The 14480-nt window shown below is 45.0% G+C and carries 11 protein-coding genes; 9 read left to right on the top strand and 2 right to left on the bottom strand.

What is annotated here, in order from left to right:
* The first annotated feature begins 111 nt into the window (after positions 1-111).
* From V1501_RS16715 to murC, 4 genes are all read left to right on the top strand, one after another.
* Positions 112-423, top strand: a complete 312-nt coding sequence (locus tag V1501_RS16715; RefSeq protein ID WP_409289873.1) for a thioredoxin family protein — start codon at positions 112-114, stop codon at positions 421-423.
* A gap of 32 nt (positions 424-455) precedes the next feature.
* On the top strand, positions 456-1274 hold the full coding sequence (locus tag V1501_RS16710) for a DUF1444 domain-containing protein (RefSeq protein WP_409289871.1): 819 nt from the start codon (positions 456-458) through the stop codon (positions 1272-1274).
* A 429-nt stretch (positions 1275-1703) separates the two neighbouring features.
* Positions 1704-4304, top strand: coding sequence for a DNA translocase FtsK (locus V1501_RS16705; RefSeq protein ID WP_409289870.1), 2601 nt, complete (start codon positions 1704-1706; stop codon positions 4302-4304).
* Positions 4305-4678: 374 nt separating this feature from the next.
* Entirely contained in the window at positions 4679-5983 is a 1305-nt protein-coding gene (murC, locus tag V1501_RS16700) for a UDP-N-acetylmuramate--L-alanine ligase (protein WP_409289868.1), read from the top strand.
* Between the two features lie 54 nt (positions 5984-6037).
* On the opposite strand, the gene V1501_RS16695 is transcribed toward murC, so the two are convergent.
* A complete protein-coding gene (locus V1501_RS16695; RefSeq protein WP_409289867.1) occupies positions 6038-7153 on the bottom strand; it encodes an aminopeptidase in 1116 nt (371 codons plus the stop codon).
* A gap of 220 nt (positions 7154-7373) precedes the next feature.
* Here V1501_RS16695 and V1501_RS16690 point away from each other — a divergent pair, with 220 nt between their 5' ends.
* From V1501_RS16690 to ytxJ, 3 genes are all read left to right on the top strand, one after another.
* Positions 7374-7877: a DUF948 domain-containing protein gene (locus V1501_RS16690; protein WP_409289865.1), complete on the top strand. Its 504-nt coding sequence runs from the start codon at positions 7374-7376 to the stop codon at positions 7875-7877.
* Positions 7878-7923: 46 nt separating this feature from the next.
* Entirely contained in the window at positions 7924-8655 is a 732-nt protein-coding gene (locus tag V1501_RS16685) for a YtxH domain-containing protein (RefSeq protein ID WP_409289864.1), read from the top strand.
* Between the two features lie 118 nt (positions 8656-8773).
* On the top strand, positions 8774-9097 hold the full coding sequence (gene ytxJ / locus V1501_RS16680) for a bacillithiol system redox-active protein YtxJ (protein WP_409289862.1): 324 nt from the start codon (positions 8774-8776) through the stop codon (positions 9095-9097).
* Between the two features lie 157 nt (positions 9098-9254).
* Here ytxJ and V1501_RS16675 read toward each other — a convergent pair whose 3' ends face one another.
* Positions 9255-11411: a cell division FtsA domain-containing protein gene (locus V1501_RS16675; RefSeq protein ID WP_409289860.1), complete on the bottom strand. Its 2157-nt coding sequence runs from the start codon at positions 11409-11411 to the stop codon at positions 9255-9257.
* A gap of 240 nt (positions 11412-11651) precedes the next feature.
* On the opposite strand from V1501_RS16675, the gene V1501_RS16670 reads away from it, so the two are divergent.
* On the top strand, positions 11652-12728 hold the full coding sequence (locus tag V1501_RS16670) for a bifunctional 3-deoxy-7-phosphoheptulonate synthase/chorismate mutase (protein WP_409289858.1): 1077 nt from the start codon (positions 11652-11654) through the stop codon (positions 12726-12728).
* A 645-nt stretch (positions 12729-13373) separates the two neighbouring features.
* On the top strand, positions 13374-14369 hold the full coding sequence (gene ccpA / locus V1501_RS16665; RefSeq protein WP_409289856.1) for a catabolite control protein A: 996 nt from the start codon (positions 13374-13376) through the stop codon (positions 14367-14369).
* Positions 14370-14480 lie beyond the last annotated feature (111 nt).

Raw genomic sequence — 14480 nt, 5'->3', positions numbered from 1 at the left:
TTCGAAGTTTTTAGCAAGAGAAGCTTTTTTATAGTCTAAGTTTCCGGCGTCTGTTATTATCAGGCTGTATAAGCCATTTTATATAAATAAACAGTGAAGGAGTTTTTATATATGAAAAAGTTAGAATCAGCTGAGCAATTCAACTCATTGAAAGAGAATGGAAAAACCATTTTTCTATTTTCAGCAGATTGGTGTCCGGATTGCAGGTTCATCGACCCTTTTATGCCGGAGGTTGAAGCAGAGTACAAGGATTTTACTTTTGTTTATGTAGATAGAGATCAATTTATTGAAATATGTGCTGACAACTCAATATATGGAATTCCGAGTTTCCTTGCATTTGAGGATGGGCGCGAGACAGGAAGGTTTGTCAGCAAAGACAGAAAAACCAGGGAAGAAATCGAGAGCTTCATACAGGGACTTTGACGGCAAAGAAGAGTAGATGAGGAGGTGGCACAATGAAAATGACAGCTGCCAAATTGAAGAATATCCTGGTGGAAAAGCTTCAGGGCCCAGGCCGGACTTTCCATTTTGACCGGGAAAAAGAATCGCTCAGGATTGTTAATGACAGTTCAGGAAAGGGAATTACCATTGAGTTGTCGGGAATTTTGGCAAAATGGGAAACGAGAAAAGAAAAGGCTATTGATGAAGTGGTCTATTATGTTGATGAGGGCCTTTCCGTCATGGGCGGGAGCGAAAGCCTGGAAGGCAACGAAAAGAAAATCCTTCCGGTTATCCGATCTGCGTCTTTTCCGGCAGAAACAAGAGAAGGTGTGCCTTTCTTTTTTGATGAACATACAGCAGAAACAAGGATTTACTATGCCCTTGATCTTGGTACAACCTACCGTTTGATTGATGATGAATTGATACAAAGGGAAGGGTGGGAAAAGGGGAGAATCCGTGAAATCGCCCGCTTTAATGTAAGATCCCTGCCTGTCACGCTGAAGGAAGACACCGTTGCAGGAAATACCTTTTATTTCTTGAATACTAACGATGGATACGATGCGAGCAGGATTCTCAACACTTCCTGGCTTGACAATATGAAATCCAGTGTAGAAGGTACGATGGCTCTTGCCGTGCCCCATCAGGATGTCATCATAATCGGAGATATCCGGAACCAGACAGGCTATGATGTGCTTGCCCAGATGGCCATGAGCTTTTTTGCATCGGGCAATGTGCCGGTTACTGCATTATCCTTCTTATATGATGACGGAGAGCTGGAGCCGGTTTTCATCCTGGGCAAAAATCGCTCAAAAGAAGAAGACCAGGAAAAATGATATCCGAAAAACCGCTGCGGCGGTTTTTTTGCTTGTTACGGAAAAAATGGTATTTCCTTTTTAAAAAACCTGATATAATTACTTGTTACACTTATTAAGTTAAAAAGCCAGGGGATAGTAGCTTGGACACAGGAACCCGGCCGGACACTTCCGAATTATGTAAAGCGGGGATATTTCTTGTAAAAAGTCGAGCCTTTAAGCTCAGTTTGAAGTACGTTGCACCAGGGAACAAAATGTAGTCAGGCCATATAGAGGGATACATTAGACTAATCTTGCGGTTTTTACTTCCTTCTTTATGAATACCTGTTAAACTAGAGTGAAGAATTCTTGTTTCACATGCGGATTACCCTTCGGAGATCAAAGGGGTACATACCCCTGAAGGCTTTAAACATGCCACAGGATAAGTAAAAAATAGAAAGAGTGATTTCATTGAAATGGCTAATGAAAAAGATTTCTAATCTCTTTCATCAGGAAGAAGAAATTATTGAAGTTGAAGAAATTATAGTGGATGAATCCATAGAGGAAGAAGAGCTTCAGCGTAAAATTGAACAGGCCAAGGCAAAGGTCTTTCAATCAGGAACACCATCCAAATCGCTGGAACCCATTATTGAAGACATATCAAAAGAACTGGATGATTATAAACCAATCACCCCGATTATCGGCCATTCCGGCCGGAGCAGGCGGGATGTAGATGCCAGGATTTCTTATCAATATCCAAAGGGACAATTCCGCTTCCCGGTTATCTCGGATGATGAGCTGGTTCATAATAGAAGGGTGCGGAATGAGAAGGCAGTCAGACAAAGCAGTCAGCCCATGAGACCTAAAGCGGCGGAAATGCGTGAACGCAGCGTTAAGCAGGAAAAAACCGCCAAGGCTCCTTACCAGGAAACGAAAAAGCGTCCATTCAGGCCGACTGAAATTCCTTCTCCCATCTATGGATTCAAGCAGAGACCTGCAATTTTAACAGACAGCCTCAATCCCCCGGCAGAGGCAGATATCGCGGCCGAACTGATGGAAGGGCTTGAAAACCTGCCGCTGACAGCTGAACCCTCAGCTTTAGAATTGCCAATCCTTAAAAAAAGTGAGCCGCAGGAAGTACAGACTGAAAAAGTTCCAGAAGTGGAATTCACCGCTTCAGAGCTTGAGGATTATACAGAGGAAGCCCCCTTCTTAGAGTTCCACCACGAGCAGGGGACCGAACGTCCTCCGGAGGAAGTGTCCCCATTAACTGAAAAACATGCAGTTTTTGAGGAACAGGAAGAACAGGCCGTGCCTGTGAATGAGATTCCAGAACCTGTTATCTCCATGCCGGAAACTGAATTAGACTTGGATCCGGACTCTCCGGAAGCTGCAGAACCAACAGAGGCGGCCGGACCGCAAGAGGGATTCGCGGCGGACGAGCCGCCAGCTGTAATGCCTGCCAGGAAGGCCAAGACGATTCCTTTCAATGTGGTGATGCTTAAACAGGATAAAAAAAAACTTCATTCCAATCCGGCGGCATCCGCGGTAAGTCATAATAGAGTGCTTCCCATTGCTGCAGCATCCGCACAGAAGAGTGAACAGGGAGCGAGGCAGGCTGATACGGCTGAAGAACCAGGGCAGGCTCATTATGAGTTCCCTTCAATCAATCTGCTGACTCCGCCCGTCCAGTCGGAAAGCGACCGCGAATGGCTTGCGGAGCAGTCTGAAATCTTAAACGAAACACTGCTGAATTTCAATGTCCGCGCAAAAGTTGTGAACATCGCCCAGGGTCCGTCTGTAACAAGATTTGAAGTGCAGCCTGAGCCAGGGGTTAAGGTAAATAAAGTTACCAATCTATCCGATGACATTAAACTCAGCATGGCAGCCAAAGATATCAGGATTGAAGCTCCCATTCCAGGCAAGCATACGATCGGCATTGAAATACCCAACCGCAAAAGCAAGCCGGTATTTCTAAGGGAGGTGCTCGGGAGCCCGGCATTCAGGGAAGATCCTTCCCCGATGTCAGTGGCGCTCGGTCTCGATATCTCGGGTGGACCGATTGTTACCGATTTAAGGAAAATGCCGCATGGATTGATTGCCGGTGCTACGGGTTCAGGGAAAAGCGTATGCATCAATACGATGCTGGTAAGTTTATTGTATAAATCCACGCCGCAGGAATTGAAGCTCCTGCTGATTGATCCGAAAATGGTCGAACTCGCGCCTTATAATCATATACCGCATCTGGTCAGCCCGGTAATTACAGATGTGAAGGCGGCGACCGCCGCCCTTAAATGGGCTGTCGAGGAAATGGAACGTAGATATGAGCTTTTTGCTCATGGAGGCGTCAGGGATATAAACCGTTATAACGAAAAGTGCGCGCAGGCCGGGCAATACTCCCAGAAGCTGCCGCTTCTGCTGATTATCATCGATGAGCTGGCTGATTTGATGATGGCCGCTCCTGCGGATGTTGAAGAGGCAATCTGCCGCATTGCCCAAAAGGCCCGTGCCTGCGGAATACATTTGATATTGGCCACACAACGCCCATCTGTGGACGTTATTACAGGACTGATCAAGGCTAATATACCGACAAGGATCGCCTTCTCTGTTTCCTCTCAGATTGATTCGAGGACCATCTTAGATGCGGGTGGTGCAGAAAAACTGCTTGGCAGGGGTGACATGCTGTTTGCTGAGAACGGATCCTCGAAAACAGTCAGGATCCAGGGAACTTTCGTGACAGACGATGAAATTGATCAAGTGGTCCAGCATGTAAAGGAACAGCAGGGTCCGCAATATTTATTTCATCAGGATGAATTGATGAAGAAGACACAGTTGAATGATGAAACGGATGATCTCTTTTATGAAGCCTGTGAATTTGTTGTGATCCAGAGCACTGCATCGGCATCAAGCCTGCAGCGAAGGTTCCATATTGGTTACAACAGGGCTGCAAGGCTCATTGAAATGATGCAGGACAGGGGAATCATTTCCGAAGCAAGGGGAAGCAAGCCAAGGGATGTCCTGATTTCCGAGGAAGAACTGGATTATATTCAGAATGCGGGTACCATGGTGTAGATCATGGTATCCTTTCTATTATGCTTGCTTCAAAGCATGATTGATCAGCGGCCGGGGCGTGTGCAGAACATCCGCGGGGAAAAATGTATATAATGGTGTTAAATAATTGAAGATAATGCTCATGGATTCTTTTTCATGATTTTTGATAACAGTTGACTAAACAAGACTATACTACTATTATAATTTAGGTTCCTTTCTGACCAAATGGTAAATGTTTTACCCTTTTCATGGCTCATGCTGCTCTGAAATGATATAATTAACAAGCTGCTTAAAATTAGAACATAAAACTAGTAATGGTACGATTTGAAGAAAATAAAAAAAAACGATCACGTCCTATACTGTCATACAGTAGACGATTGCTGGAGGTTCTCTCTATGACTGTTTATCATTTTGTTGGAATTAAGGGCTCAGGGATGAGTGCTCTGGCTCAAGTCCTTCATGATATGAACTATAATGTGCAAGGCTCCGATGTGGAGAAACGCTTCTTCACACAAGCTGGCTTAGAAAAATCAGGAATCAGAATCCTGCCTTTTGACAAGGAAAACATCCAGCCTGGGATGACGATCATCGCAGGAAACGCATTCCCTGACAGTCATGTTGAAATACAGGCTGCCATGGAACTCGGCCTGCCGGTAATCAGATATCACCGATTCCTGGGCGATTTCATGAAGAACTTCACGAGTGTAGGGATTACGGGAGCCCACGGGAAAACCTCGACAACGGGTCTTCTTGCCCATGTAATGATGGGCGCAAAACCAACTTCATACTTAATTGGAGACGGGACAGGCAGGGGAAATGCGGAAGCAGAGTATTTTGTTTTTGAAGCCTGTGAGTACCGCCGCCACTTTCTTTCCTATCATCCGGATTATGCGATCATGACCAATATAGACTTTGACCATCCTGATTATTTCTCAAGCATCGATGATGTTTTCCAGGCTTTTCAGGACATGGCGGTCCAGGTTGGGAAAGGGATTATTGCGTGCGGGGATGATGAACAGCTTCAGCGCATCCAGGCCAAGGTTCCTGTGATTTTTTACGGCTTCAGTTCAGAGAATGACTTCCAGGCCAGAAATGTGGCTACTTCGAGCGAAGGAACATCCTTTGAGGTCTATGTCCGGAACAACTATTATCAGTCCTTCACCATCCCATCCTTCGGGAATCACAATGTCCTGAACGCACTTTCCGTCATCGCATTGTGCCACTATGAGGATATTGATGTTGAGGCAGTAAAACAGCAATTGAAGACGTTTGGCGGCGTTAAACGCCGTTTTTCAGAAAAAGTGGTGGATGGGCAGGTAATCATTGACGATTATGCACATCATCCGACAGAGATCACCGTGACGATTGATTCAGCCAGGAAGAAGTATCCCGGCAGAGAAGTAATTGCAGTATTCCAGCCTCATACGTTCAGCAGAACACAGACCTTCCTTGCCGATTTTGCAGGAAGCCTGAATCTTGCAGATAAGGTTTACCTTTGCGACATCTTTGGCTCTGCCAGGGAGAACCAGGGAAAACTGACCATTGAAGACCTGAGGGAAAAAATACCGGGAGCTGAACTGATTCATGAAGAGGACACAGCCCCGCTATTAAAGCACAAAGAGGGTGTCATCCTGTTCATGGGTGCGGGTGATATCCAGAAGTTCCAGGTTGCCTACGAAAACCTGCTTATGCATCAATAAATAGGAATGGAAAAGGCTGGCCCCTGCTTGCAGGGGCCAGCCTTTTTTTGCCGTTTACTTTAGATTTTCAGGATTCAGCTGTTCAAGCTCAGGCAGTACGAACCGGCCGTCTTTCCTGATAAGAACATCATCAAAGTAGATTTCGCCGCCGCCATATTCCGGACGCTGGATATTGACCATATCCCAATGAATATTGGATTGGTTGCCGTTAAATGCTTCATCATAGCATTGTCCCGGTGTGAAGTGGAAGCTGCCATCGATTTTTTCATCGAAAAGGATATCCTGCATCGGAGTCTGGATGTATGGATTCACTCCGATGGCGAATTCCCCAACAAACCTCGCACCTTCGTCTGTATCGAAAATTTTGTTGATCCGCTCAGTGTCATTGGCGGAGGCTTCCACAATCTTGCCGTCTTTGAACGTCAGGCTGACGTTTTCAAACGTAAACCCGTGGTATGGAGAAGGCGTGTTGTATGTGATTGTCCCATTGACAGAGTCACGGACAGGGGCTGTATAAACCTCTCCATCAGGTATATTCATCTGGCCTGAACATTTAATGGCCGGAATATCCTTGATTGAGAATGTAAGGTCGGTCCCCGGCCCTGTGAGGCGCACCTTGTCCGTTTTATCCATCAATTCAACCAGGCTGTCCATTGCTTTATCCATTTTGCTGTAATCAAGATTACATACATCGAAGTAGAAGTCCTCAAAAGCCTCAGTGCTCATTTTGGCAAGCTGCGCCATTGAAGATGTCGGATACCTCAGTACCACCCATTTTGTTTTAGGAACGCGTATCTCCCTATGTACCTTCTTCCCTACAGTATCTCCGTAGATCTTCATTTTTTCAGCCGGCACATCTGCCTGCTCATTGATGTTGTCACCGGAGCGGAGGCCGATATAGGCATCCATGTTAGCCATGACATTTGCCTCGAAATCAGCAATAAGGTTGAATTGCTCTTCCTGTGCCCCGAGGAACATGGCCCTGTCCACCTGAGCATCCTTCAGAAGGACGAAGGGCTGGCCGCCGGCAGCATATGCTTCCTTCACCAGAGCTGTCACAAGCTCTCTCTGCAGGCCGAAATTTTCAATTAGAACCTTTTCGCCTTTTTTAAGGCGGACGGAATAGTTGATCAAATTTTTTGCGAGTTTTTCAATTCTGGCATCTTTCATATGAATTCCTCCAATTATTTCTTGTATCAAACAATATTGTAACCGAAATCTCCGATAATTTTTACTATTTAATCGTTATCATGCCCGGAAACTAGAATATTTTTAAGAACTATGTAGATAAAGAAGGAATTTTTTATGATTATATTGAAAAAATAGTTAGTAGTTTATATTGGCCGCTTGCGGGTAATTAAACTACTGTAGACTTGAAGGAGGTGTTCTGGTGCAAATTATTTTATATCTGAGCGTTGCAGTCATCGCTATTGCATTCTTAATATTGGTACTGTATCTCGCAAAAACCCTTAATTCACTGCAGAGTACACTTGACAGTGTATCCCACACATTATCGGGTCTCGAAAATCAGCTGCAGGGAATCACAACCGAAACCACACAGCTGCTGCACAAGACCAATAATCTTGCAGAGAATATCCAGAAGAAATCAGAAAATCTGGATACAGTATTCACAGCCGTCAAAAATGTCGGCACATCCATTCAGGGCTTCAATACGACACTGCAAAAGGTGTCGGTCAAAGCCCAAGACAAGCTTGACCATAATGAAGAAAAAATTGCTCAAATCATTCAATGGAGCAGTGCAATCATGGAGCTCCGTGATAGATGGAAACAAAAGCAAGCTTTATCCCAGCCGGCTTCTCCCAGAAGCATAGAGACAGAGGCGCAGGCTACCGATAATCTGCCTAAAAAAAGGTTCTTAAGATCCCGTTATTAAGTTTGGTTATTCATTAAAATAATATAAATGAAAAGGGGAATTTATTATGACACAGAATGAAAACAATCAGGCATATCGTGAAAATGGACAAGCATACCGTGATAACGGACAGGTGTACCGTGACAATCAGCAGCTTCATCAAGAATACAGGGGCACAAAAGAAAACATGAGCAGCAGGGACTTCCTGATGGGTACTTTGATCGGCGGCATTATCGGTGCTGCTACCGCACTATTCATGGCTCCAAAGTCAGGCAGGGAGCTGCGCACTGACTTGAATACACAGACGACAAAGGTACTTGATAAGACAGAAAAAATGCGCCAGACTGCAATGGAAAAAGGAACACAGTTTGCAGGTGCTGCAAAAGAACGTACGTCATCAGTCACTGGTGCCGTAACGAGCACTTCCCAGAACCTGATGAACAAGGTAAAGAGCATGACAGGAAAAGAAACGGGCAGCGAGGGTGGAAGCAGCTCAGAAAAGCATGGTCTCACCAACTCGGCTGATTCAATCAAACCAGTCGTTCCTACCGATTACGATGATACGACAACAAGTGGTATTGAAGACCTGGGTGACTCTCCCGATTCATTGACAACTGCCGATCTCACTACAGGTGCAGCTGATCTAACTACGGGTACTTCAGCCGGACTGACAGATGATACAGACCTGGCTGGCGGTGCAGATGTAACTGGCATCACAGGAAAAGGCGATTCTGATAAGAACAGCAATTCTTATACATCAACAGGAACAGGCAATAAAAATTCATCAAACAAAAAATAATGAGCTGATCCAGGCTGAATCAGGTTAAGCTTTTGGCAATTAAGGCGGTGAAGTGGTACTATTGCTTCATCGCTTCTTATTGTTCCCAGCATATATATCGAAAGGAGAATGAACAAATATGCCTTTGAAAAAAATATTATCACAAGATCAGTTTCAGGAATTGAATGCGCAGGATACGTTCCTGCTGGTCAAACACAGCCTGACATGCCCGGTGAGCCAGGCAGCCTTCGAGGAATATGAAGAGTTTGCAGGTGCAGCTGATGTAAACACCGCTTATTTGACTGTTCAGGAAGCCCGTCCGCTTTCCAATTATGTATCAGAGGAATTTGGAGTGAAGCATGAATCACCTCAAGCAATTCTTTTTAAAAATGGCAAGCCTGTATGGAATGCCTCACATTGGAAAATTACAGCTAAATCACTTCGGGATGCCGTACAGGGCTAAAACAGGGAGCTTTCTCATTGGGAAGGCTCCTTTTTCTTTTTTTACAAGTATCCTGGAAAAACGGCTGGATTAATGAAACGGGAAAGCTTCTTCTTCTTATACAAAGGAAATGCCCAAAAGCAGGATTTTTGGGCACCCTCTCAGATATTTTTTCTAATCAGTACGGCGCAGGGGCGGAAGGCCAAAGAAGCTTTAATTCATCTCCAGACTGAATTTTTTCATGAAAAGCCGTTTCTTCGTTGTTCTTGAGGAGGAGGAAACTTCTAACAGCGTGAAGCGGCATGTCAACCTCTACAATATTAAAGATATCCTGGAATATAAAAGGTTCAATTTTTCGCTCTGTCATTCTGAGCTCTTCACCGTCCCTTATTATTTCCTCCTCATCCAATTTCTCATCACCGCGGTAAAAGCTTGTAATGTCTTTTTTAAGCTGAATCTTCTTGCCATTAAAGCTCACCGTAATGGCATAATCAAGGATCATTTGAAGTTCTTCAGCCAGCCTTTTGACCGTGATTGGACCGCTTCTTTCAATCAGGAGGACATCATCATCCTCGTATAGGGAATGAGGCTTTGCTTTAATGCCATTCTTGAAGATTCGCCCAGCAGCCCTTCCAATTGTAAAGACCTTATTGTTCAATTTCACGGAAAAAGGACGGAGGGAGGCAAGCAGGGAATTCAGCTTCAGGGCTTCGAGAAGAGCTGATATGGTATCCGGCAGCCTGCAAATTATACTATCCCCGGGCTTCAATGGTTCCTCGCCCGACGAAGTGCGGCCATTTAATTTAATTACTGCTTCCACGACATAATGGATGCCATTAATGGTAATGGCTTTACGTGGAATGTCATCAAGGAGGTCCTTGACCAGGATGGAGGAACTCTTCCCATCCGAGCCTTTCTCCACCGTCAGTGAGCTATTGTTTTTAACTGTCGTCTGGAGTGAACAGACTTCCCCATCCAGAGTGATGGAGGGCGGAGATCCCGGAGAGCCTGGAAGGGTTAGTGGTTCTCCATTCAGGGATATTTCATAAGAAGGGCCGCTCTCGCCATACAAACTTCCAAGCTTAATTCCGGCAGCAAGGATACAGTCGCCGACCGTCAGTTTTTTCATGTCGAAGAGACGGATGGTCCTTCCATTCACAAGGATGCTTTTATATTGGACAGGGCTGTTTGACGAGCTAACGGCAATCCCGATCGGTGTAACTAGTTCCGGACCCTTATTGATGCCTTCGGAGAAGCTCAGGTTAGCAATGGCTTCTATGCCGCGGATCGCTATCCGGTTTTCCGGCAGTTCAAGCTTTTCGGCCAATATCCGCGGCAGGTCTGGGGTAAGGCTACCTCCACCGACGAGCATGACCGCCTTTGGCGGCTTAGAATTATTCAGCCTGTGTATTTCAGCCGCAATCGCATCTGCAAGCTTGTGAATGGCAGGAGAAATGCTTTTTATTGCTTCTGCCCTGAAAATCTCTGTTTCAAAACCCAAAATATCTGTTACCTTAATGGCACCTGGTTCATTAAGCCTCCTTTTGGTCTGCTCTGCAAGCGGAAAATCAAGGAGGAATGCATCACTGATTGCCTCTGTGATTTCATCACCTGCTATGGGGACCATGCCATAGGCTGCGACGGTTCCCATTTCGGTCAAGGCAATATCCGAAGTGCCCGCTCCAATATCTACCAGGGCCACATTAAGCCTTCTCATAGACTGGGGAATCAGCACGTGAATGGCCGCAATCGGTTCCAGCGTCAGGGCCTGCATTTCAAGGCCGGCACGCTTAAGGGCGGCCAGGAGGGATTCTACGACTACCTTCGGGAGAAAGGTTGCGATGATCTCAACGCTTGCTTCCATTCCGCTTTGATCAATCAGGTTTCCTATTTCCTGGCCATCCAGCCTGTGGTAAAGAACGGAATATCCAGCACAGTAATATTGGTAACTGTTATCGCTGTCACTTTTCACAGCTACCTGAGCCTGAGCCTGCTGTACGGCGGTTAATTCGAGATGGAGGATGTCCTCAGGAAGCAGCAGGGGGCGCCCATCTATATTCAATGCCGCGGAAGCACGTTCAGTTTTTAGGGCCCTTCCCGCAGCAGCGACACAGACCTTTTCAAGCTTCCCATGCTTCTTTTCAAGAGCTTCTTTAATTTCCAGTATGATTGAAGATACGGCAAGTACATCATGAATCTGTCCATCCAGCATGGCCCGTTCGGAATGTTCTTTAGAAAGGGCTTCGATTACCTGAAAGCGCTCATTTTGCTTTTCAAGTATAATGCCAACAACCGAGTGTGTACCTATATCCAGAGCAAAAATCTTTTCAGCCATTGAACCCACCTACTTTAATATTTTTATGCTTTAACGCTTAAAAGCGTTTTATTAATAAAGAAAAAAATCGTGACATCTGAAAACATATGATTTATAATGAACACTAATTACTTAGAATGTAACATACTTTTTTCTTTCACAAAAGATTCCATCTGTACACCAAATGGGAAAATATCTTCCTATTTGCAAGAAATTTAAAACAGCATGCCGGCAATAGACCAGCGAAAGGGTGAAGGACTAGTGAGCAACCAGGAATTAGATGTTTTGCGTGAAAAGCTTGATGATATTAATCTGCAGATATTGACACTGATCAATGACAGAGCAAGACTTGTACAGGAAATTGGGAAAGTTAAGGAAAAGCAGGGTGTCAATAAGTTTGACCCGGTCCGTGAGCGCAAGATGCTGGACTTGATTAAGTCCCATAATGACGGCCCATTCGAAGACGCGACGGTTGAAAAGCTGTTCAAGGAAATCTTCAAAGCCGGCCTTGGCCTGCAGGAAAGCGATCAGAAAAAAACACTGCTTGTTTCCCGCAAGAAAAAGCCTGAAAATACTACAATTAATTTAAAAGGTGAAATAATCGGAAATGGCACACCAAGCTTTGTATTCGGCCCATGTGCAGTTGAATCCTATGATCAGGTAGCCATTGTCGCTGAAGCCGTTAAAAGGAAGGGACTTAAGCTGTTGCGCGGCGGGGCATATAAACCCCGGACATCACCTTATGATTTCCAGGGACTAGGGCTTGAAGGACTTAAGATCCTTAAAAGAGTGGCAGATGAATATGATTTGGCCGTTATCAGTGAAATCGTGAGTCCGGCTGATATTGAAACTGCCGTACAATATATTGATGTCATCCAGATTGGGGCAAGGAATATGCAGAACTTTGAACTGCTAAAAGCCGCCGGCCAGGTGGATAAGCCGGTACTCTTAAAAAGAGGTCTCGCAGCAACGATTGATGAGTTCATACATGCCGCTGAATATATCATGTCACAGGGGAATGGAAAAATCATTCTTTGTGAAAGAGGAATCAGGACATACGAAAAAGCTACACGGAACACGCTTGATATCTCGGCTGTGCCAATCCTTAAACAGGAGACACATCTCCCAGTCATGGTGGACGTCACCCACTCAACCGGACGCAGAGACTTGCTCATTCCGACAGCCAAAGCGGCCCTTGCCATCGGAGCAGATGGTGTCATGGCCGAGGTTCACCCGGATCCGGCAGTCGCCTTGTCAGACTCTGCCCAGCAGATGGACTTTGAACAATTTGATGAATTCATGGCAGAAATACAAAAGCTTAGCTGGCTGACAGTGTAAGCTTAAAAAGTCCCCGTAACCGGGGGCTTTTTTTGGTTTATGGATAGGGACTTGTAACGAATGAATAATAAAGCTCTTAAAGCTAAGCCAATCAGTCCCGGGGAAGAACCCGCTTCCCTCGGCCTGCCAGCCTTATGCAGGGCTAACGCATAAGTGCGGCTATGCCTTCTGTATTCGCATACGCCCGCCAATCAGCAAGTCTTCTTAATCCCCTTCACCGTGTTTGTTCCTCCTTCCGTTCAGGTCCTTTCTATCCAAGGGCTGCGAGTAGGAACATATTTTTTATGGGTTCCCCAAAGGCAATTTCATTTTCTGTGTTCAGCCGCCGTAATACTGATAAATACAGCCTTCTCATACACTATAAGTGTTTTCGCATAAATTATTTTAAAAAACCATGCTACATAATTGCGGTAAAGGAAGAAGGTATCGTAATATTAAATACATATAAGCTGGACTAAGAGTATATTCCATTCTGTATGTAATTCTATAGGGCTTGGCGCTGCTGCAGCCGCCAAGGAACGGACCGAAACTGACGGACTTGAGCCTTAATATATACCAGAATAACATTGTGCTTTTGAAAAACGCTGAAAATGTACTAATAATTCCTGTTACATAGGGAAAAAGAATACTATAGGAGTGGTATTGATGAATATAACCATTTATGATGTGGCCAGAGAAGCCAATGTGTCCATGGCGACGGTTTCAAGGGTAGTGAATGGAAACCCGAATGTGAAACCTGCGACAAGAAAAAAAGTAATGGAAGTAATTGACCGGCTTGGCTACCGGCCAAATGCGGTCGCAAGGGGACTTGCCAGCAAGAAGACAACAACTGTCGGTGTAATCATACCAGACATTTCAAGCATCTTCTTTGCGGAGCTTGCCAGGGGTATTGAAGATATTGCTACCATGTATAAATATAATATCATCCTGAGCAATTCCGATCAAAACACGGAAAAGGAACTTCATCTTTTAAATACTCTGCTTGGGAAGCAGGTAGATGGAATTGTATTCATGGGATCTCATATCACTGATGCCCATATAGAAGAATTCAGTAAATCACCGGTTCCGATTGTCCTTGCAGGAACAATAGAAGAAACAGGGCAGATTCCGTCTGTAAATATTGATAATGAGCAGGCAGCATATGATGCAGCCAGGCATTTTATTGAAAAGGGCCATAATAAGATTGCATTTGTAACGGGAGTGGACAAAGATCCTACAAATGAAAAAAGGCTTCAGGGCTATAGAAAGGCGCTGGAGGAGTCAGGCATATCCATGAATGAAGACTTCGTCATCGATGGAGACTTCACCTATGATTCCGGCATGGAGGCGTTTGAAAGATTGATGAATGGAGAAGAAAGACCGACGGCACTTCTGGTCGGCGGTGATGAAATGGCCCTTGGCGTTGTTCATGCCGCGCAGGATGCAGGGTCTTCAGTGCCAGATGATTTTGAAGTTATCAGTTTTGATAATACAAGGCTGACTCTGATGGTGCGTCCGCGCATCTCTACAATCGTGCAGCCCCTGTATGACATCGGTGCCGTTTCGATGAGGCTGTTGACTAAACTGATGAACAAGGAAGAAGTATCCGATGTTTCTGTTATCCTGCCGCATCGGATTGAAGAGCGGGATTCAACAAAGTAATACTAATAACTAGGCTGTATTTTTTTATGCAGCAAATAATAAATAACACACAGAAACGCCTGGGATTAATACCAAGCGTTTTTTTAGTGCCTAAAGTGGATTGCAGGAATC

The sequence above is a fragment of the Paraperibacillus esterisolvens genome, from assembly GCF_046237625.1.
Lineage (GTDB): Bacteria > Bacillota > Bacilli > Bacillales > DSM-1321 > Paraperibacillus > Paraperibacillus esterisolvens.
This window is presented reverse-complemented; position numbering and strand designations above follow the sequence as displayed.